Origin of the sequence: Biformimicrobium ophioploci (assembly GCF_030270605.1) — a bacterium.
Lineage (GTDB): Bacteria > Pseudomonadota > Gammaproteobacteria > Pseudomonadales > Cellvibrionaceae > Biformimicrobium > Biformimicrobium ophioploci.
This window is the reverse complement of sequence record NZ_BSYJ01000006.1, coordinates 150,523-170,732: the sequence shown is the minus strand read 5'-3', so window position 1 is coordinate 170,732 and position 20,210 is coordinate 150,523. Positions and strand designations below refer to the sequence as shown.

The following is a 20,210-nucleotide window of genomic DNA, read 5'->3' as shown; positions in this document are numbered from 1 at the left end:
GTGCGGGTGTTATTTCAGCGGGCGATATTAGCACGGCCGCCAAGCAACTGTCGGGAATGTGGGGAATATGTGAGGCAAAGAAGCGGGCAGGTTTTACGTGCCAACTCATTGCTGGCGAAAAAGTGAGCAGGGTGTCTGTTTTTGCTGCTGATTCAGCGTCTTGCGCTTGTCCCTGCGGCTGCTTTGCGGGTTGATGCCGGATAGTAGAACGGCGCCAATTATGGTACGATCGGGCGCTTTAACGCTGGTCTCTGCCGCGGGGGTAAAGTGGCATTCCAGCGACGTCTCAGGCGGCCTTTCCACGGCTTGCATTTGAATAGGAAAGCCAGGTTTTATGGGCGAGTTAGCCAAAGAAGTATCCCCGATAAACATCGAGGAAGAATTAAAGCAATCGTACCTGGATTACGCGATGAGCGTAATTGTGGGGCGGGCGCTTCCCGATGTGCGTGACGGGCTCAAGCCGGTGCACCGTCGCGTGCTGTTCGCGATGAACGAGCTGAAGAACGACTGGAACAAGCCGTACAAAAAATCAGCGCGTGTTGTTGGTGATGTGATCGGTAAGTACCACCCGCACGGCGATTCCGCGGTATACGACACCATCGTGCGTATGGCTCAGCCTTTTTCCATGCGCTACATGTTGGTGGACGGGCAGGGTAACTTCGGTTCCATTGATGGCGACGGCGCTGCTGCCATGCGATACACCGAGATTCGCATGGACAAGATCTCTCACGAGATCCTGGCGGACCTCGATAAGGAAACCGTTGATTTCGTAGATAACTACGACGGTTCCGAGCAGATCCCCGAAGTGCTGCCTTCCCGCGTGCCCAACCTGCTGGTAAACGGCTCCGCCGGTATCGCGGTGGGTATGGCGACGAATATCCCGCCGCACAACCTGTCCGAGGTGATCCGTGGCTGCCTGGCCCTGATCGATGACCCCGAGATCAGCGTTGACGGCCTGATGGAATATATCCCTGGCCCGGATTTCCCTACCGGGGCGACCATTAATGGCCGCGCTGGCATCCTGCTGGCCTACCGGACAGGGCGTGGCCGTATCTACGTACGCGCCAACGCCGAAATCGAGCGGGATGAGAAAAAGAACAAAGAAACCATCATCATCACCGAGATCCCGTACCAGCTGAACAAGGCGCGATTGATCGAGAAGATCGCCGAGCTGGTGAAGGATAAGAAAATTGATGGTATCTCCGAGCTGCGGGATGAGTCTGACAAGGACGGCCTGCGCGTGGTTGTGGAGCTCAAGCGCGGCGAGTCCGGCGAAGTGGTCTTGAACAACCTTTACTCGCAGACCCAGCTGGAAAGCGTTTTCGGTATCAACATGGTGGCGCTGGTCAACGGCCAGCCGAAAGTGCTCAATCTCAAGGAGCTGCTGGAGTACTTCGTTCGCCATCGCCAGGAAGTGGTGACGCGCCGTACGGTATACCTGCTGCGCAAGGCGCGTGAGCGCGGGCATATCCTCGAAGGTCTGGCAGTTGCCATCTCCAATATCGACGAGGTGATCGAGCTGATCAAGGCGTCTCCGAGTCCGGCCGAGGCAAAGGAAGCATTGATGGCTCGCGGCTGGGCTGTGGGCGATGTGCAGCAGTTCCTGGAGCGTGCCGGTGCCGACGCGTGTCGCCCGGATGACCTTCCGGCAGAATTTGGTCTGCGCGACGGTAACTATTACCTGTCAGCGGCCCAGGCCCAGGCGATTCTCGAGCTGCGCCTGCACCGTCTCACCGGGATGGAGCACGACAAGCTGCTGGCCGAGTACAAGGAGCGCCTGGAGCAGATCGCGGAATACCTCGAGATCTTGGGTAGCGCAGAGCGCCTGATGGAGGTAATCCGAGAGGAGCTGGAGATCCTGGACAAGGAGTTCGGTGACGAGCGACGTACCCAGATCGTTGAATCCCGTCAGGACCTTACCGTTGAGGACCTGATTACCCCGGAAGACCGTGTCGTGACCATCTCCCATGGTGGCTATGCCAAGGGGCAGCCGCTGGCGGACTATCAGGCACAGCGTCGCGGCGGTATGGGCAAGTCTGCAACCCAGGTGAAGGACGAGGACTTCGTCGAGCACCTGCTGATTGCCAATACCCACGATACCATCCTGTGTTTTACCAACGCGGGTAAGGTCTACTGGCTCAAGGTCTATGAATTTACCCCGGCAGGGCGCCAGTCCCGCGGCCGGCCGATCGTCAATATGCTGCCGCTGGAGCAGGGGGAGCGAATCAGCAGTATTCTGCCGGTCTCTACCTATGACGACGACAAGTACATTTTCTTCGCAACGGCCAATGGTACGGTCAAGAAGACCGCGCTTTCCGCTTATTCCCGCCCGCGCAGCGTAGGCCTGCGTGCGATTGAGCTGGAAGAAGGTGACAAGCTGGTCGGCACGGCCATTACCGATGCCTCACAGGACGTTGTGCTGTTTACCACTGGCGGTAAGGCCGCGCGCTTCAGTGGTGACGCGGTGCGCTCTATGGGGCGTGTATCTCGCGGCGTGCGCGGTATCCGTATGCCGGAAGGCGTGGAGGTTATCTCCATGGTGATTCCGGAAGAGGATGGCTCCGTGATGATCGTTACCGAAAATGGTTACGGCAAGCGCACCTCGGTGGATGATTTTCCGACCAAGGGTCGTGGCACCCAGGGTGTAAAGGCGATTGCCGAGAGCGAGCGCAACGGTGCCATGATTGGCGCCTGTCAGGTACACCAGGGTGAGGAGATCATGCTGATTTCGGATCAGGGTACCCTGGTGCGCACCCGCGTTAATGAAGTGTCTGAACTGGGCCGTAATACCCAGGGTGTTCGCGTGATTCGCCTGAAAGAGGGTGAAAAGCTGGTTGGCCTGGCGCGCGTTCAGGAAACCGAGTCTGATGACGAAGAAGGCTCAGAAGTCGCCGCGCCTGCGGAAGACTGATGGCAAGTTTGCGGGCCTCCGGGCCCGCAATATTACCCGCGCCGTAGCTGCCGCGGGATTATCACTCCACCTTCAGGGAAAGATGGTGTCTCCCGATGAGAAAATTCAATTTTTGTGCCGGTCCGGCTGCCTTACCTGAACCGGTTTTGCTGCAGGCGCAGCAGGAGCTGCTGGACTGGCAGGGGCGTGGCTGTTCGGTGATGGAAGTCAGTCACCGCTCGCCAGAATATGTGGAAGTCGCGCAGCAGGCGGAACAGGATCTGCGCGATCTGCTCTCGATCCCCTCCAACTATAAAGTGCTTTTCCTGCAGGGTGGGGCCAGTGCGCAATTTGGCGCGGTGCCGCTCAACCTGATGCAGTCGGAAAAGCCTTTGGCGCAATATATCCATAGCGGTCACTGGGCCAACAAGGCCATTGCCGAAGCGCGCCGTTTCGGCGAAGTAACGATTGCCGGTTCCTCCGAGGATAAGGGTTTCACTTATGCTCCGGCGGAAAGTGCTCTGAAGCTGGATCCGGCAGCGGATTACCTGCACTACACCCCGAATGAGACCATTGGTGGAGTGGAGTTCCCATATATCCCGGACTCCGAATCGCTGGGCGTGCCACTGGTTGCAGACATGTCCTCCAATATCCTGTCCCGCCCGCTGGATGTCAGTCGCTTCGGTGTGATTTACGCCGGTGCGCAGAAGAATATCGGGCCTTCCGGGTTGGCGGTGGTCATCGTCCGCGAGGACCTGCTGGATCGCGCGCGCCCTGAAATTCCCCGCATTCTGCACTGGCGTGTATCCGCCGATGCCGATTCGATGGACAACACTCCGCCGACCTTTGCCTGGTACCTTGCCGGGCTCGTCTTCAAGTGGTTAAAGGAGGTTGGCGGCCTCGAGGCGATGGAAGAATTGAACCGGCGCAAGGCTGAGAAGCTTTATGCCTATATCGACGGCAGTGACTTCTACAGCAACCCAATTGCCCGGGACAGCCGCTCGCGTATGAATGTGCCTTTCGTCCTGCGGGACGACAGCCTCGACGGGCTTTTCCTGCAGCAGTCGAAAGATGCCGGCCTGTTGAACCTGAAGGGGCATCGGGTGGTTGGGGGTATGCGCGCGAGTATCTATAACGCGATCCCTGAAGAGGCTGTGGATGCGCTGATCAGCTTTATGGACGATTTTGCCCGCCAGCACGGTTGATTCGTACACGGCCTGGCAGGTTTGACGCGTTTGCCGGAACCAGTGGGGCAGGTGTTTTTAGGGATGCTGGTACTAGGGGTGCTGGTATTGGGGATGCCGGTAATTAGGGATGAGAGATGTCTGACGAACATAAATTGAAAGAGCTGCGCGAGCGGATCGATGCCATCGATTCCGATATCGGCAAGTTGATTTCCGAGCGCGCGCGCTGTGCGCTTGAGGTTGCCGCGGTGAAAAAGGCCGCTACCGAATCGCCAGGTGCCGATACCACAGCGCCAACCCTCTATTATCGTCCGGAGCGTGAGGCGCAGGTGCTTCGCCGTGCCATGGAACGAAACAGCGGTCCTCTGGACGATGAGGAGATGGCTAGGCTTTTCCGCGAGATCATGTCCGCGTGTCTCGCGCTCGAGGAACCCATCAAGGTCGCTTTCCTGGGTCCGGAAGGGACTTTCACGCAACAGGCTGCCCTGAAGCATTTTGGTAACTCGGCGGTGACCCGTCCGCTCGGCGCGATCGACGAGGTGTTCCGTGAGGTTGAGGCCGGTGCGGTCAATTTTGGCGTAGTGCCGGTGGAGAACTCCACCGAGGGTGTGATCAACCATACCCTCGATACGTTCATGAATTCCAACCTGAGAATCTGCGGTGAGGTGGAGCTGCGTATCCACCATCACCTGATGATCTCGGATGTCACCCGCCAGGATTCCATCACCCGGGTGTACTCCCATGCGCAATCACTGGCCCAGTGCCGCAAGTGGCTGGACTCGCATTTCCCTCATGTTGAACGGATTGCGGTCGCGTCCAATGCAGAGGCCGCCCGGCGCGTAAAGGGGGAGTGGAACTCCGCGGCAATCGCCGGTGATATGGCCGCAGACCTTTATGGCCTGAAGATCCTTGCTGAAAAGATTGAAGACCAGCCGGATAACTCTACCCGCTTCCTGATCATCGGAACCCAGGAAGTTCCGGCCAGCGGCGATGACAAAACTTCGCTGATGGTCTCGATGCGTAACAATCCCGGTGCGCTGCATGACCTGCTGGAGCCGTTCCATCGCTACCGTATTGACCTGACCCGGGTGGAAACGCGGCCTTCGAGTTCAGGTACCTGGAATTACGTGTTCTTTATTGATTTTGCCGGGCATGTCGACGATGAGCGCGTCGCCAATACTCTCCACGACGTGGGTAATCGTGCGGCAGACCTGAAAGTGCTCGGGTCCTACCCGCGCGGTGTGCTGTGATGGAGCCGGTAATCAATCGTCTGGTGGTGTTCGGGGTCGGCCTGATTGGCGGCAGCCTTGCGCTGGCGTTGAAGCGTGCCGGCGCCTGCCGTGATGTGATCGGCGTGTTCCGCCGTGAGCGTTCGGCGCAGGAGGCGCTTGCCCTGGGGGTGTGTGATTGTGCTTATACCGACCCGAGGGATGTCTTGCCCGGGCTTGGTAAAGGCGATGTCGTTTTTGTCTCGGTACCCACCCTTGCCGTAGCGGGCGTCTTCGAGCAATTGCGCGAAAGCCTGCCAGAGGGAGTGACGGTTACGGATGGTGCCAGCGTAAAGGGCAGCGTCGTTGCGGCTGCGGAGAAAGTCTGGGGCGCCGTGCCGGAGTTCCTGGTGCCCGGCCACCCGATCGCCGGCTCGGAGCGCAGCGGTGCAGAGGCAGCCAAGGCCGATCTGTACAAACACCACCGGGTGATCCTGACCCCGATGGACTCTGTCAGTGGCGAGCATCTTGCCCGTGTTGAAGCCATGTGGGCTGCTGTCGGCGCTGAGGTCCTGACCATGTCTGTGGCGGAGCACGACGAAGTGCTGGCGGCTACCAGTCATTTGCCGCATGTCATTGCCTATGGCCTGGTCGATACCCTCGCGCACGATTCGGAAAACCAGAATATTTTTCGCTATGCGGCGGGGGGCTTCCGCGATTTCACCCGCATAGCCTCCAGCGACCCGGTAATGTGGCGTGACATCATGCTCGCCAATGGTCCGGCAATCCTGAAGTCAATCGACCTGTTTACTGCCAACCTCGGTGAATTGCGCAAGGCAATTGCCGATAGTGATGAGGCCCGTCTCACCGGTGTCTTTACGCGCGCAAAGGCCGCCAGGGATCGGTTTACCCGTATGCTCGCGCGCAAGTCTTTCTCGGAACCCTTGATAGAAGAAATGGATGATATGGAAGGAAAAGAGGTCACGTTTGTCGTACGTCCCGGCGGGACGGTGAATGGGGATATTCGCGTGCCCGGTGACAAGTCGATGTCACATCGCTCGATTATGCTGGGCTCGCTGGCCGAGGGGGTTACCGAGGTTGAGGGGTTCCTGGAGGGCGAGGACGCGCTCGCAACTCTGCAGGCGTTCCGGGATATGGGTGTTGTCATCGAGGGGCCGGACAAGGGCCGGGTCACCATTCACGGTGTTGGTATGCACGGTTTGAAAGCACCTGCGGGGCCGCTGTATCTGGGGAACTCCGGCACTTCCATGCGCCTGCTTGCAGGTCTGCTGGCCGGTCAGGCGTTTTCGGCGACGCTGACCGGTGATGAATCCCTGTCGCGCCGGCCAATGAATCGCGTTGCGGAGCCGCTGCGGCAGATGGGCGCGGACATCACGACTGCGGAGGCGGGCCGGCCGCCACTGCAGATCGGCGGTGGTGCAAAGCTGCAGGCGATCGACTACAAATTGCCGATGGCGAGTGCGCAGGTAAAGTCCTGTGTGCTGCTCGCCGGCCTCTATGCGGATGGGCGTACCTATACAACTGAGCCTGCGCCGACCCGAGACCATACCGAGCGTATGCTGAGTGGCTTCGGTTATGCGGTGGAGCGTGCGGGTGCGACTGCCTCCGTCAACGGTGGCGGCAAGCTGTTTGCGACAAAGATCGATGTGCCGGCAGATATATCCTCTGCCACATTCTTTATGGTTGCCGCGGCAATCACGCCGGGCTCCGATGTGACCCTGCGCCATGTTGGTATCAATCCGACCCGGGACGGGGTGATCAATATCCTGCGTCTTATGGGGGCGGACATCGAGCTGTCCAACCAGCACGAAGTGGGCGGTGAGCCGGTGGCGGATATCCGGGTGCGCTATGCATCGCTGAAAGGTATTCGCATCCCGGAGGACCAGGTACCCCTCGCAATCGATGAGTTCCCGGCGCTGTTTATCGCGGCCGCCTGTGCTGACGGCGAGACTATCCTGACTGGTGCGGAAGAGTTGCGGGTCAAGGAAAGTGATCGTATCCAGGCCATGGCGGACGGATTACTGTTGCTCGGTGTCGATGCCAGGCCCACGCCGGATGGCATCGTGATTCAGGGCAAGCCGGAGGGTCCGGCTTTTACCGGCGGTAGCGTGGACAGCTGCGGTGACCACCGTATCGCCATGTCCTTCACCGTTGCCGGGTTGCGCGCTGCGGATGCGATTACCATCGATAATTGTGCCAATGTCGCAACCTCATTCCCGAATTTTGATCAGCTGGCGGCAACGGTGGGCATCGGCCTGGACGTGCGCGACTGACTCCCGAAAAGTATTCAGAAGAGGTATTGAATGGCTGAGCAAGCCCCAGTAATCACCATCGACGGGCCCAGCGGCTCCGGCAAGGGCACTATCGCCAAGTTGCTGGCGGAGAAGTTGGGCTTTGCACTGCTCGACAGCGGTGCCCTGTATCGGCTCACGGCACTGGCCGCGATTCGGGCTGAAGCCGATCTGGAAGATGAGGCCGATGTGGCGCGTATCGCCAGCGGGATGGATATCTTCTTCGATGTGTCCGGTGAGGAGGTTGCAGTCACGCTGGATGAGGATGACGTGACCCGCGCAATCCGTATGGAGGATGTGAGCATGGCGGCATCCAGGGTCGCGGCTTTGCCGATGGTCCGTGCAGCGTTATTGGAGCGCCAGCGCGCATTTCGCAAGATGCCGGGCCTGGTCGCAGACGGGCGCGATATGGGAACCACAGTATTCCCCGACGCGCCGGTCAAGGTGTTCCTGACCGCCAGTGCGGAGGAAAGGGCGCAGCGGCGCTTCAATCAGTTGCAGGAAAAAGGGGTTTCTGTTAGCCTCCGCGACCTGCTGGAGGACATCCGCGCCCGCGACGAGCGGGATACCGTCCGGTCAGCCTCTCCTTTGAGGCCTGCCGGGGATGCAGTGCAGCTGGACAGTACCGAGCTTACAATTTCTCAGGTGCTGGATACTGTACTGGAACTGGTGCGCGATCGCTTGAAAATGTGAGTCGCGTGCGGGTCCGAAGGTTTCGATCAGCGGCCGGGAGCAGCCAGAATTGCCCGGCCGTTATCGTAATGACAACCAACCCATGTTGCTGGCGGCATGGCAGGGGCAGGAAATGGGGTCAGATCAAACTAGTTTGAGATTGGCTCCTGCGGGTCGAAATGATCAAAACGAAATTGATCTGACCCCGATTTTTATCCCCTTTATTTATAGGTAATGTAATGAGCGAAAGCTTTGCTGAATTATTTGAAGAGAGCCTGAAAAGCGTTGATATGGTTCCCGGTTCCATCGTGACCGGTGTTGTTATCGACGTGGATCGCGACTGGGTCACTGTACACGCTGGCCTGAAGTCCGAAGGCGTAATCCCGGCTGCCCAGTTCCTGAACGAAGCAGGTGAAATCACCCTGCAGGTTGGCGACGAAGTTCAGGTTGCCCTGGAAGCTGTTGAAGACGGTTTCGGTGAAACCCGTCTGTCCCGCGAGAAAGCCAAGCGCGCTGAAGCCTGGAAAATTCTGGACGCAGCACACGCTGCTGACGAAGTTGTTAAGGGTGTTATCAGCGGCAAGGTCAAGGGTGGCTTCACCGTTGACGTGGCCAACATCCGCGCATTCCTGCCTGGCTCTCTGGTAGACGTTCGTCCGGTTCGCGACACTGCGCACCTGGAAGGCAAAGAGCTCGAATTCAAGGTTATCAAGCTGGATGCCAAGCGTAACAACGTTGTGGTTTCCCGCCGTGCTGTTATGGAAGCTGCGACTTCCGAAGAGCGCGAAGCCCTGCTGGCAAACCTGCAGGAAGGCCAGTCCGTCAAGGGCGTGGTCAAGAACCTGACCGACTACGGTGCATTCGTAGACCTGGGCGGTATCGACGGCCTGCTGCACATCACCGACATGGCCTGGAAGCGCATCAAGCACCCGAGCGAAATCGTCAATGTTGGCGACGAGATCGACGTGAAGGTCCTGAAGTTCGACCGCGAGCGCAACCGTGTATCCCTCGGCCTCAAGCAGCTGGGCGAAGATCCGTGGGTGTCCATCACCCAGCGTTACCCGGAAGGCAGCCGCGTGAAGGCTGTTGTTACCAACCTGACCGACTACGGCTGCTTCGCGGAGCTGGAAGAAGGTGTGGAAGGCCTGGTACACGTATCCGAAATGGATTGGACCAACAAGAACATCCACCCGTCCAAGGTTGTCCAGCTGGGCGACGAGGTCGAGGTTATGGTTCTGGATATCGACGAAGAGCGTCGTCGTATCTCCCTCGGCATCAAGCAGTGCCAGGAAAACCCGTGGGATGCCTTCGCGAAGAAGTTCGCCAAGGGCGACAAGGTCTCCGGTAAGATCAAGTCCATCACTGACTTCGGTATCTTCATCGGTCTGGACGGCGCCATCGACGGCCTCGTACACCTGTCCGACATCTCCTGGAACGAAAGCGGCGAAGACGCTGTTCGCAACTTCAAGAAGGGCGACGAGCTGGAAACCGTTATCCTGGGTATCGACTCCGAGCGTGAGCGCATCTCCCTGGGTATCAAGCAGCTGGAGTCCGATCCGTTCAGCGATTACGTGGCTGAAAATGATCGCGGCACCATCGTTAAAGGTACCATCAAGGAAGTAGACGCCAAGCAGGCGATCGTCACTCTGGCAGACGAGGTTGAAGCCGTACTGAAAGCCTCTGAAATCAGCCGTGACAAGGTGGAAGACGCGCGTAACGCCCTGAATGAGGGTGAAGAAGTTGAAGCCAAGATCTCCAGCGTCGATCGCAAGAACCGTGTCATCAGCCTGTCCATCAAGTCCAAGGACGTAGCTGAAGAGAAGGAAGCGATCAAAGAGCACAGCAAGAAGCAGGCAGCAGAAGTGCAGCCGGCTACCATCGGTGACCTGATCAAGGCGCAGATGAAGAAGTAAGGCTAAATTTTAGCCAGCTGTGATATCAGGCGGGGTTTCCCGCCTGGCGGAAAGCCGGACTGGGGTTGCCCAGTCCGGCTTTCTATTAGATGATTGGGTTTCTGTAATAAAAACAATGACCTGTGCCTGTGCGGCGGGGTTATTGAGGCTGCCTGAGAGGTATTGAGGCGACGATTCCTAGACTTTAGTGAAGGGCCTTGATGGCATGACGAAATCCGAGCTGATAGAAAGAATTGCCGCGCGTCTGGACCAGTTACCGGTCCGGGACGTGGAACTGGCCGTGAAAGTCCTGCTCGATACCATGTCGAATGTTCTGGCCGCAGGCGAGCGGATCGAAATTCGCGGATTTGGCAGCTTCTCCCTCCACTACCGTGCGCCGCGCACCGGCCGCAATCCCAAAACCGGCGATACTGTTAAGCTTGCCGGGAAGTACGTACCGCATTTCAAGCCAGGCAAGGAACTGCGCGATCGGGTCAACCAGAGCATGCAAATGGAAGAGATGGTCGACTATTGAGCGGCCCGGTAAATAGCTATGCCCGGCAATGGAATTGCCGCGATCTGTAAAAATGGAGGTGCCTGTGGCACTGGTTCGATGGTTTGTATGGCTTATCTACATTCTGGTAGCACTGGGACTTACCGCTTTTGGCCTGTACTTCGGCTTTGAAAATGCCACCGCGGTTTCCCCGAAAATACTCGGATACAGCCTGCCCGAGATCAACCTCGGCTTCTGGCTCGTCGCTTTCCTGATTCTCGGTCTCCTGATCGGGATGCTGCTCGGGCTGGTGAATATGTTCGCCACCCGGACACGTATTCGCAGTCTCTCCAACCAGTTGGATAAAGCCCAGCAGGAGCTGCGCCTGGTTCGCCAGCAAAGGCTCGGGGACAGCTAGCTTGAGCGACCTTACGTTTTTTATCTTTATCTTTGTCGCCATTGCAATCGGCTGGTACCTGGGCCGAAAGAGCGGCAGCAAGCGGGCGAAGCGCGACAAGCGCCAGGAAGCGCTCACCCGCACCTATGTGCAGGGTCTCAACTTCCTCCTCAATGAAAGGCCGGATGAGGCCATTGAAGCTTTTATCGACTCCCTGGAAGTGACCCCCGTCACTTTCGAGACCCATCTCGCCCTTGGCAGTCTGCTGCGTAAACGGGGGGAATCCGACCAGGCCATCCGCGTGCACCAGAACCTGCTTGCGCGCCCGAGCCTCTCCAATGAACAGCAGCAGAAGTCACAGCTGGAGCTCGCGCGTGACTATATTTCTGCGGGTTGGCTGGACAGGGCGGAGCGCCTGTTGCAGGAACTGGTGGAACAGTCCCAGGAATTGCGCAGTACCAGTCTCGAACACCTGATTGAAATTTACCGCGATGAGCGTGAGTGGGCGCGGGCTATCCATGCAGTTAGCATGCTGCATGGCAAGCGATTCAAGAAACTGCCGCCGGAATGGGCGCATATACAGGCGCATTTCTGTTGTGAAATGGCAGAGGAAGCGCTGAAGGCCAAGGATTACCTGAGCGCTCGCAAGCACCTGAAGCTGGCGCTGGAATATGACAAGGATTCGGTTCGGGCCAGCCTGCTCTGGGCAAAGCTGGATTTCAGTCTCGGAAGCTACCGGGATGCAATCAAGGTGTTGCGCCGTATTCCCAGGCAGAACCCGGAATATATTGCGGAGACGCTCGAGCTGCTCGAGGCGAGTTACGAGGCGCTGGGTGATGAGAAGGGGCTGATCAAATACCTGGAATCGCTGTTGAAAGAGTTTCCTTCCAATAGTGTGCTGATTGCCCTCGCGGAGCGCATCAAGAACGACGAGGACGAAGCTGAGGCGGCGGCCTTTATGGGCAAGCAACTCCAGGCACGGCCCTCCCTGCGCGGGCTGGCGCGATTCCTCGATATGCATATCGACAACACCCAGGGTCGGGCAAGGGAAAACCTGTCGATCCTAAAGGGTATGGTGGATCAGCTTGTGGCCACGCGGCCGCAATACCGCTGCCACCACTGCGGCTTTTCCGGGAATCAGTTGCACTGGCTTTGCCCGAGCTGCAAGCATTGGGATACTGTTCGCCCGGTCAAGGGCATCGAAGGCGAATGACCTGCAAATCCAAGTTCTGAATATTAATTATGTCTGATATCCAATCCCCGATTATTGTTGCGCTGGACTACCCGAGCGCGGAAGAAGCGCTGCAAATGGCAGCGCGCCTTGATCCCGCGTTGTGCCGGGTCAAGGTAGGCAAGGAGCTGTTTACTTCAGAGGGGCCGGACCTGGTTCGGGCCCTGGTGGAGAAGGGCTTCGATGTTTTTCTTGATCTCAAGTTTCATGACATCCCCAATACCGTGGCCGGTGCGGTCAGGGCGGCCGCGCGGCTCGGCGTGTGGATGGTCAACGTACATGCTACCGGTGGCGAGAAAATGATGCGTGCTGCTGCTGAGGCATTGACTGAGTTTGGCGAGAATCGCCCGTTACTGACTGCGGTAACTGTTTTGACCAGTACCTCGCCGGAAGAGCTGGCGCCAGTGGGAATTGATCGGGGGTTGCGTGAACAGGTTGTCGCGCTGGCAAGCCTGGCCAAGCAATGCGGCCTTGACGGTGTGGTGTGCTCTGCGGAAGAGGCGTCAATGCTGCGCGATGCCATCGGTGAAAATTTTTCGCTCGTGACACCGGGTATTCGCCCGCTTGGCAGTGATCGCGGTGACCAGCAGCGTATCGTAACGCCATCGCAGGCAATGAAAAATGGCTCGACCTACCTGGTGATCGGCAGGCCAATCACGAAAGCGGAATCGCCGGTAGATGCGCTGCGCAATATTAATGATGAGCTGCAGGCCTGACCCCGGGCGCGCCCTATTAATAGTTAAAATGTTGGATTGAATTCGGGAAGTGGATTGGTAGAGTGCCCCCGCCAGCTGAAGAATTCGTAGCTGGTGTAAATCAAATAGGACAAATGGGGTTCAGGATGAATCGTATCTCTACTGTTGTAAAAATCTTTTTTCTATCCGTCTTTCTCGCTGGCAGTGTCGTTTCCGGCACAGCCTTGGCAGAGGCGCCCGAGTCGGCGGCCATGGCGAGCGTGAATATTAATACCGCCAGTGCGGAAGAGCTGGCGGAAAAGCTGAAAGGCGTGGGCGAGAGTAAAGCCCGTTTGATCGTCGCCTATCGTGAGGCCAATGGCAGCTTTGGGTCTGTCGAGCAACTCACGGAGGTCAAGGGTATCGGCAAATCGACCATTGAAAAAAACAAGGGCCGTATTCTTCTTTAACGGCCCGATTTGAGAAAAGCGCCTGAGGGCGCTTTTCTTTTTGTATTGGAGGGGAGTCAATTGCGCTGGGTCATCATTGGCGGAAGCGGATTTATCGGGAGAAGCCTTTGTAGTCACCTTGTAGCAGGTGGTGAAGAGGTGGTGTCCGTTTCCCGTGCGCGAGAGCATCCCGTAGCAGGTGTACAACAGTTGCAGCGCGACCTGCTCGCACCTGAGCCTTTCAACGGGCTGTTTCAGGCGGGTGACAAAGTTATTTTTCTGGCTGGCCTCGCATCGCAGGTTGCCTGCGCAAGGAATCCGCAATTGTCCTCGCGCCTGAACCGCGAGTTGCCGGTTTCCTGCCTGGCCCGGGCGGATGAGGCTGGGGTCGAATCCTTTCTTTTTCTCAGTAGCGTCAAGGCGGAGCAGCCTCTGGGCGGCGGTGCGCTAACAATCGAATATGCGGGCGGTACGCCACGTGCGCAATATGGACGGGACAAGGCTGCCGCTGAAGTGGAACTGATCGGTGCGGGTTCGCGCTGTCGCGTCAACGTGTTGCGTCCCGCAAACGTTTATGTAGATAAATTGAGCCCTTTACATGAGGCTGCACCGCGGGGCGTGCTATCCGCAGCCATGTCCATTGTGCGGCTTGCAGGAAAGTTGCCGCACGCAGGTCGCAGAAGCTATGTGGGCCTCAGTGATCTCTGTGAGGCTATCGAGTGCGTGATCAAAAAATCGTCAATTGATCGGCAGGTCTTTAACGTCGCTGAGCCCAATTATCCGGCGCTTGGGGAGGCTGTTGCACGATATGCTGGCCAGCAGGTAGGGGAGAGCAGGCTGCTGTCCGGTTTACTTGCACTTGTCAGTTGGTCGCAGCGCAACATGGGCAAAATTGGGTTAGAATCCCCGGCTGTTTTCAATCTTGCCAGGGACATGGTCCAGAGCGAGGTATACAGTGCGGCGAAGCTACGTTGCATGGCCGGTTGGCAGCCGCTATCGCGCATGGCTGTCGTATAAAAAATGTTCTGAGCGGGCGGGGTTGCCCGGGGATCAATAGATGTTGTCGAGTTCCCAGTTTGTGCTGGCATTGGTAAGCGGTTTTACGCTCAGTACTCTGGCAATCGTCCTGCTCCTTCGTTACGCCAACAATTTTGCACTGGATCACCCCAACCAGCGTTCGTTGCACGACTTCCCGGTGCCTCGAACCGGGGGGTGGGCGATCGTACTGGCCGTCGCCACCTCCCTGTTGATTCTGGGGCAGGAGATCTCCCTGTTTGTATGGGGGGCATTCCTGGTCTTGTTGGTGGTTTCTGCTATCGACGACCTGCGCGGCCTTTCCTCACTGGTGCGCCTGGTTGCACAATTTGTGTCTGCCGGGCTGGTAATTGTGCATTTTTTCTCCGATTGGCCGCTGCTCTGGCAGCTGGTGTTATCTGTTGTAATTGTCTGGAGCGTGAATTTGTTTAACTTTATGGATGGGTTAGACGGTTTCGCGGGCTCTATGGCAGTCGTTGGCTTCACGACCCTTGCAATTGTTGCCCAGATGCGTGGCGATGCCACCCTGACGTTGGTATCTGCGGTGCTCGTCGCATCTTGTATCGGGTTTCTGCGGTTTAATTGGCCGGGTGCCAGGCTTTTCCTGGGGGATGCAGGTTCTACTTTCCTGGGGTTGACGGCAGTCGTGATCAGCCTGGATGGCGTGCGCAGGGAAGTCTTTTCGCCTCTGCTACCGTTGCTGGTTTTCCTGCCGTTCTGGCTCGATGCTAGCCTGACGCTGACAAAAAGAATACTGAGCGGCCAACGCTGGTGGGAGGCCCACAGGGAGCATTTCTACCAGAGAGTGGCCCTGAAGCACGGAAAGCGCTTCGCGCTGTACCTTGAGCTGGGCATCATGCTGGCCCTGGCTGGTACAGGGCTCACACTGGCCAGACTGGAGTTAGTCTGATGTCCGGAAATAACATGGTGCCCGTACATCGGTCCACCCAGGGAGGGGGTAGCTTGAGCAAGACTAGGAAGTTGGTTCGCAAGAACGTTAAGCCGCTGGCGATGCTGGGCTTCGACGGCCTGATGCTTTCCTTTGCGCTGGTTTTGGCCCTCGGCCTCCGGCTGGGCAGCTACGAGGGGCTTCTCTCGACCTCTGTGTTGGCCTGTTTTCTTCTCACCCTGGCCAGTAGTGGAATTATTTTCCTGAAGCTGGGGCTGTATCGCACCGTCATCCGTTACATGGGGCAGCAGGCGATAGTTGCCGTGCTGCAGGGCGTAACGGCTTCCGCTGTAATTCTCGCGGTGACCTCCTTCCTGACTTACGCGGAAATTCCGCGCTCAGTGCCGCTGCTTTACTGGTGTTTCGCACTGATTACCGTGGGCGGTTCACGCTGGCTGGTGCGCGCCTATTACCAGATGGCGCTGGAAATTCACAAGAAGCGCGTGGCGATCTACGGGGCGGGCACAGCCGGTTTGCAGCTTTACAAGGCGCTGATCCACGGCGAGGTTTACAAGCCGGTGGCGTTCTTCGACGATAACGTTTCCAAGCAGCAGACCCTGATCGATGGGGTGCTGGTCTACAACCCGTCCGAGATCCTCGATGTTGTTCGCGATCGCGGTATTGCGGAAGTGTTGCTGGCGATGCCGGGCGTTCCGCGCAGGCGTCGCCGGGAGATCACCAAGAACCTGCGGGAAAATGGCCTGATCGTAAAGGTGATTCCAGGGCTGGAGGAGCTGGTTGATAGTGCCGGTCGCACGGAAGACGAGTCTCAGCTTTATGAAAATATTTTGGGGCGCGCCCCGGTCGAGCCCCAGCGCCAACTGATAGAGAAGTCGATTCGCGACAAGGTCGTGGTTGTGAGTGGTGCAGGTGGTTCCATCGGTTCCGAGCTGTGCCGGCAGATCGTACGCTGGGATCCCAGGCAGCTGGTGATGCTGGAGAGCTCTGAATTTGCGTTGTACCAGATTCAGAGGGAGCTTGAGCAACAGCAGCAGGATGACGGACGCCATATCCCGGTGATTCCGCTATTGTGCGATGTGCGGGACCGCAGTCGTGTTGCAGAGATTATCGATGCCTTTGGTGTGCAGACCATTTACCACGCCGCGGCCTACAAGCACGTGCCGCTGGTGGAGCAGAATGTGGTGCTGGGCGCTGCCAATAATGTACTCGGGACGCTATCGATCCTTGAGGCTGCGGTTGCGGCAGAAGTCGAGCAGTTTGTCATGGTTTCTACCGACAAGGCGGTTCGACCCACTAATGTGATGGGGGCCACCAAGCGCTTTGCGGAGCTGCTATGCCAGGACTTTGGCCGCAGGACCAAAAAGACCCGCGTCTGTATGGTGCGCTTTGGTAATGTGCTTGGCTCATCAGGTTCGGTTATTCCACTGTTTACAGACCAGATCAACGCAGGTGGTCCGGTAACCGTTACGCATGCCAAGGTGACCCGCTTCTTTATGACGATAACCGAAGCCTCCGAGCTGGTACTCCAGGCGGGTAGCATGGGGCGTAACGGGGATGTATTCGTCCTGGATATGGGTGAGCCTGTACGTATCTATGATCTCGCAAAGCGCCTGATCCAGATTATGGGGCATTCGGTTAGGGATGAAGACCATCCTGATGGCGATATTGAAATCCAGGTCACCGGCCTGCGCCCCGGTGAAAAACTCTACGAAGAACTGTTGATGGGCGACAATGTATCCGGCACCGACCACCCGATGATCATGCGTGCAGAGGAGGAGCGTCTCAATAGCTCCGAGCTGGAGCTGCTGGTAGGCGAGTTGCGTGAGGCGTGCCTGGCGCACGACAGCGAAACGGTGCACGCATTGCTGCTCAAGGCCGTAAAAGGCTATCAGCCGCAGGAAGGTATGACAGACATTGTCTGGCAGCAGCGTGCAGGCAGGGAAGGCGCGGCGGAAAAGCCGACAGCAGAGATCAAGCGTTTCGAAGCCCGCACTACCTTCTAGGACCTTCCCGGTTTATTAGTGAGGTGGGGCTGCCGATAATGGCGCCGGCAAACTTGAGACAGTCGAAAATAAAAAGGGCCCCTCACTTGCGTGAGGGGCTTTTTTGCTATTTGGCCCCTCCGGGGGCCGGGCAAATATGCCGGCCCCGTTCGCGAGGGTGAAGCAGTGCTTCACCGGGGACCTCGCTCACCCAACTGGGCTCTTCTCGCCCAGCGCTGCGCCATAAATAAAAAAGGCCCCTCACTCGCGTGAGGGGCCTTTTTGCTATTTGGCTCCGCCTGCTGGGCTCGAACCAGCGACCCAATGATTAACAGTCATTTGCTCTACCAACTGAGCTAAGGCGGAACTGTCTTGGCTGTAGTGCCGAAGAGGCGCGTATATTAATGAGCGACCTGTGAGGGGTCAAGGGTAATTGGGTGAATTGATTGAATTTTTTGGCCCCTCCGGGGCCGGGCCCTCTTCAGATCGGTAGCGTGGGCCGGCCCCGTTCGCGGGGGTGAAGCAGTGCTTCACCGGGAACCCCGCTCACCCAACTGGGCTCTTCTCGCCCAGCGCTGCGCCATAAATAAAAAGGGCCCCTCACTCGTGTGAGGGGCCCTTCTTTATTTGGCTCCGCCTGCTGGGCTCGAACCAGCGACCCAATGATTAACAGTCATTTGCTCTACCAACTGAGCTAAGGCGGATTGGAAGATGGCGCGTATCTTATAGTCCGTTCCTGGAGCGGTCAACTGCTTTTTCGACTTTTTGCTCTGCAAGCTTTTGATTTGTATGCATTTTGTCCGAAGCTGCAACCGCGCCGCCAATCCGGCTAAAATGTCGGCTTTACATTACAGCGTTGGATTTATGGAAAGTCGGGACTTCGAAGTCGTTTGCAAGTACGAGCCGGCGGGAGACCAGCCGGGCGCAATCGACGCTCTGGTCAAGGGGATTGAGAGTGGTCTGACTCACCAGACCCTGCTGGGCGTGACCGGCTCCGGTAAAACTTTCACCATGGCCAATGTGATCGCGCGCACCCAGCGCCCGACGATCGTGATGGCGCACAACAAGACACTGGCGGCGCAGCTTTACGGCGAGTTCCGGGAGTTCTTTCCCCACAATGCGGTCGAGTACTTCGTTTCCTACTACGACTACTACCAGCCCGAAGCCTATGTGCCGTCTTCAGACACCTTTATCGAGAAGGACGCCTCGGTAAATGATCATATCGAGCAGATGCGCCTGTCGGCGACCAAGGCACTGATCGAGCGCCGCGATGTCATTGTGGTGGCGACGGTTTCCGCGATCTACGGTCTCGGTGACCCGGACAAGTACCTGAAGATGGTGCTGCACCTGGATCGCGGTGACCTGATTGACCAGCGTGCCATCCTGCGCCGCCTGGCGGAGCTGCAGTACACCCGCAACGACGCAGACTTCCGCCGCGCAACCTATCGCGTGCGCGGTGACATCATCGACATTTACCCGGCAGATTCGGACATGGAGGCGATCCGCGTATCCCTGTTCGATGAGGAGATCGAGGATCTGTCGCTGTTTGACCCGCTTACCGGCGAGATCCTGCGCAAGGTGCCACGGGCAACCATCTTCCCCAAGACGCACTACGTGACCCCGCGTGAGACCATCCTGAGTGCGCTGGAGGATATCAAGGAGGAGGCCAGGGAGCGGGTCAAGCAACTGCGCGATAACGAAAAGCTGGTGGAAGCGCAGCGGCTGGAGCAGCGGGTCAAATACGATGTGGAGATGATGCAGCAGCTGGGCTACTGCACAGGGGTGGAGAATTACTCGCGTTACCTGTCCGGTCGTGCGCCGGGAGAGCCGCCACCGACGTTGTTCGATTACCTGCCGGCCGATGCCCTGCTGATGATCGACGAGAGTCACGTGACGGTGCCGCAAATTGGCGCCATGTATCGCGGCGACCGTTCGCGTAAGGAAACCCTGGTCGAATACGGTTTCCGCCTGCCGTCGGCGCTGGATAACCGCCCCATGAAGTTTGAGGAGTGGGAATCCCTGTCACCTCAGGCGGTCTTCGTGTCGGCGACGCCCGGGCACTACGAGGCGGAGCATGCCGGTGCGGTGGTGGAGCAGGTGGTGCGGCCCACCGGGCTGCTGGATCCGCTGGTGGAGGTGCGCCCGGCCACTACCCAGGTGGATGATGCACTGTCCGAGATTCGCGCGCGCGTGGAAAAGGATGAGCGCGTCCTGATCACGGTACTGACCAAACGCATGGCGGAAGACCTGACGGAGTACCTGCTAGAGCAGGGTGTGCGGGTGCGTTATCTGCACTCCGACATTGACACGGTGGAGCGGGTGGAAATCATTCGCGACCTGCGTATCGGTGAATTTGACGTGCTGGTCGGTATTAACCTGCTGCGGGAAGGTTTGGATATGCCGGAAGTCTCGCTGGTCGCGATCTTCGATGCGGACAAGGAGGGTTTCCTGCGCTCCGATAGGTCGTTAATCCAGACTATCGGCCGGGCAGCGCGCAATGTCGCGGGTACTGCGATCCTCTATGCCGACAGGGTAACTGACTCCATGCGCCGTGCCATCGGCGAGACCGAACGCCGCCGGGCCAAGCAGGAGGCCCACAACCTGGAGCACGGTATTACCCCGCAGGGCATCAAGAAAAGCGTGGTGGACATCATGGAGGGCGCAGTGGCGCCTGGTGCACCGGTCAAGGGGCGGCGCAAGGTCGCGGAGAAGGGCAAGAAGTACGCAGTTGACCAGGAGCCCATGTCGGACGCGCAGCGATTCAAGCGCATCGATGAGCTGGAATCGCAGATGTTCGAGGCGGCAAAAAACCTGGAGTTTGAGTCCGCCGCGAAGCTGCGTGACGAGATCGAGCGGCTGAAAACCGGGCCCCAGTAAAAAG

15 protein-coding genes and 2 tRNA genes are annotated in these 20,210 nt (G+C 58.0%); 15 read left to right on the top strand and 2 right to left on the bottom strand.

Annotation, left to right across the window (positions count from 1 at the left end; all coding sequences use genetic code 11):
- The first annotated feature begins 334 nt into the window (after positions 1 to 334).
- The 14 genes from gyrA to QSJ80_RS13845 all read left to right on the top strand — a co-directional run bounded on the left by gyrA (position 335) and on the right by QSJ80_RS13845 (position 17,350).
- Positions 335 to 2,911: a DNA gyrase subunit A gene (gene gyrA, locus QSJ80_RS13910; protein WP_285765074.1), complete on the top strand. Its 2,577-nt coding sequence runs from the start codon at positions 335 to 337 to the stop codon at positions 2,909 to 2,911.
- A gap of 95 nt (positions 2,912 to 3,006) precedes the next feature.
- Positions 3,007 to 4,095, top strand: a complete 1,089-nt coding sequence (gene serC, locus QSJ80_RS13905) for a 3-phosphoserine/phosphohydroxythreonine transaminase (RefSeq protein ID WP_285765073.1) — start codon at positions 3,007 to 3,009, stop codon at positions 4,093 to 4,095.
- 116 nt (positions 4,096 to 4,211) lie between these two features.
- A complete protein-coding gene (pheA, locus tag QSJ80_RS13900) occupies positions 4,212 to 5,324 on the top strand; it encodes a prephenate dehydratase (protein WP_285765072.1) in 1,113 nt (370 codons plus the stop codon).
- Complete coding sequence (locus QSJ80_RS13895; protein WP_285765071.1) at positions 5,324 to 7,576, top strand: bifunctional prephenate dehydrogenase/3-phosphoshikimate 1-carboxyvinyltransferase; 2,253 nt, start codon at positions 5,324 to 5,326, stop codon at positions 7,574 to 7,576. The genes pheA and QSJ80_RS13895 overlap by 1 nt, the downstream gene beginning before the upstream one ends.
- A gap of 30 nt (positions 7,577 to 7,606) precedes the next feature.
- Complete coding sequence (gene cmk, locus QSJ80_RS13890) at positions 7,607 to 8,287, top strand: (d)CMP kinase (RefSeq protein WP_285765070.1); 681 nt, start codon at positions 7,607 to 7,609, stop codon at positions 8,285 to 8,287.
- Positions 8,288 to 8,505: 218 nt separating this feature from the next.
- Entirely contained in the window at positions 8,506 to 10,179 is a 1,674-nt protein-coding gene (gene rpsA / locus QSJ80_RS13885) for a 30S ribosomal protein S1 (protein ID WP_285765069.1), read from the top strand.
- A 205-nt stretch (positions 10,180 to 10,384) separates the two neighbouring features.
- The gene (gene ihfB / locus QSJ80_RS13880) at positions 10,385 to 10,693 is read left to right on the top strand and encodes an integration host factor subunit beta (protein ID WP_285765068.1); all 309 of its coding nucleotides are present in this window, start codon (positions 10,385 to 10,387) and stop codon (positions 10,691 to 10,693) included.
- A gap of 64 nt (positions 10,694 to 10,757) precedes the next feature.
- Positions 10,758 to 11,069: a lipopolysaccharide assembly protein LapA domain-containing protein gene (locus QSJ80_RS13875; protein WP_285765067.1), complete on the top strand. Its 312-nt coding sequence runs from the start codon at positions 10,758 to 10,760 to the stop codon at positions 11,067 to 11,069.
- Between the two features lies 1 nt (position 11,070).
- Complete coding sequence (gene lapB / locus QSJ80_RS13870; protein ID WP_285765066.1) at positions 11,071 to 12,261, top strand: lipopolysaccharide assembly protein LapB; 1,191 nt, start codon at positions 11,071 to 11,073, stop codon at positions 12,259 to 12,261.
- A gap of 29 nt (positions 12,262 to 12,290) precedes the next feature.
- Positions 12,291 to 12,995: an orotidine-5'-phosphate decarboxylase gene (gene pyrF, locus QSJ80_RS13865; protein WP_285765065.1), complete on the top strand. Its 705-nt coding sequence runs from the start codon at positions 12,291 to 12,293 to the stop codon at positions 12,993 to 12,995.
- A 125-nt stretch (positions 12,996 to 13,120) separates the two neighbouring features.
- Positions 13,121 to 13,423, top strand: a complete 303-nt coding sequence (locus QSJ80_RS13860) for a ComEA family DNA-binding protein (RefSeq protein WP_352176469.1) — start codon at positions 13,121 to 13,123, stop codon at positions 13,421 to 13,423.
- A 9-nt stretch (positions 13,424 to 13,432) separates the two neighbouring features.
- The gene (locus QSJ80_RS13855) at positions 13,433 to 14,419 is read left to right on the top strand and encodes an NAD-dependent epimerase/dehydratase family protein (protein ID WP_352176468.1); all 987 of its coding nucleotides are present in this window, start codon (positions 13,433 to 13,435) and stop codon (positions 14,417 to 14,419) included.
- 40 nt (positions 14,420 to 14,459) lie between these two features.
- Complete coding sequence (locus QSJ80_RS13850) at positions 14,460 to 15,347, top strand: MraY family glycosyltransferase (RefSeq protein ID WP_285765063.1); 888 nt, start codon at positions 14,460 to 14,462, stop codon at positions 15,345 to 15,347.
- A gap of 53 nt (positions 15,348 to 15,400) precedes the next feature.
- Positions 15,401 to 17,350, top strand: a complete 1,950-nt coding sequence (locus tag QSJ80_RS13845; RefSeq protein WP_285765062.1) for a polysaccharide biosynthesis protein — start codon at positions 15,401 to 15,403, stop codon at positions 17,348 to 17,350.
- A 269-nt stretch (positions 17,351 to 17,619) separates the two neighbouring features.
- Here QSJ80_RS13845 and QSJ80_RS13840 read toward each other — a convergent pair.
- Together QSJ80_RS13840 and QSJ80_RS13835 are read right to left on the bottom strand one after the other, a co-directional pair.
- Positions 17,620 to 17,695: transfer RNA gene (locus tag QSJ80_RS13840), tRNA-Asn, on the bottom strand.
- Positions 17,696 to 17,957: 262 nt separating this feature from the next.
- Positions 17,958 to 18,033: transfer RNA gene (locus tag QSJ80_RS13835), tRNA-Asn, on the bottom strand.
- Positions 18,034 to 18,193: 160 nt separating this feature from the next.
- Between QSJ80_RS13835 and uvrB the strand changes: the two genes are divergently transcribed.
- Complete coding sequence (gene uvrB / locus QSJ80_RS13830; RefSeq protein WP_285765061.1) at positions 18,194 to 20,206, top strand: excinuclease ABC subunit UvrB; 2,013 nt, start codon at positions 18,194 to 18,196, stop codon at positions 20,204 to 20,206.
- The last annotated feature ends 4 nt before the right edge of the window (positions 20,207 to 20,210 follow it).

Coding starts and splice junctions, on each gene's coding strand:
- pheA (WP_285765072.1), top strand. CDS start 4,212: ATGTCTGACGAACATAAATTGAAAGAGCTGCGCGAGCGGATCGATGCC.
- serC (WP_285765073.1), top strand. CDS start 3,007: ATGAGAAAATTCAATTTTTGTGCCGGTCCGGCTGCCTTACCTGAACCG.
- pyrF (WP_285765065.1), top strand. CDS start 12,291: ATGTCTGATATCCAATCCCCGATTATTGTTGCGCTGGACTACCCGAGC.
- cmk (WP_285765070.1), top strand. CDS start 7,607: ATGGCTGAGCAAGCCCCAGTAATCACCATCGACGGGCCCAGCGGCTCC.
- QSJ80_RS13860 (WP_352176469.1), top strand. CDS start 13,121: ATGAATCGTATCTCTACTGTTGTAAAAATCTTTTTTCTATCCGTCTTT.
- rpsA (WP_285765069.1), top strand. CDS start 8,506: ATGAGCGAAAGCTTTGCTGAATTATTTGAAGAGAGCCTGAAAAGCGTT.
- ihfB (WP_285765068.1), top strand. CDS start 10,385: ATGACGAAATCCGAGCTGATAGAAAGAATTGCCGCGCGTCTGGACCAG.
- QSJ80_RS13895 (WP_285765071.1), top strand. CDS start 5,324: ATGGAGCCGGTAATCAATCGTCTGGTGGTGTTCGGGGTCGGCCTGATT.
- uvrB (WP_285765061.1), top strand. CDS start 18,194: ATGGAAAGTCGGGACTTCGAAGTCGTTTGCAAGTACGAGCCGGCGGGA.
- QSJ80_RS13850 (WP_285765063.1), top strand. CDS start 14,460: ATGTTGTCGAGTTCCCAGTTTGTGCTGGCATTGGTAAGCGGTTTTACG.
- gyrA (WP_285765074.1), top strand. CDS start 335: ATGGGCGAGTTAGCCAAAGAAGTATCCCCGATAAACATCGAGGAAGAA.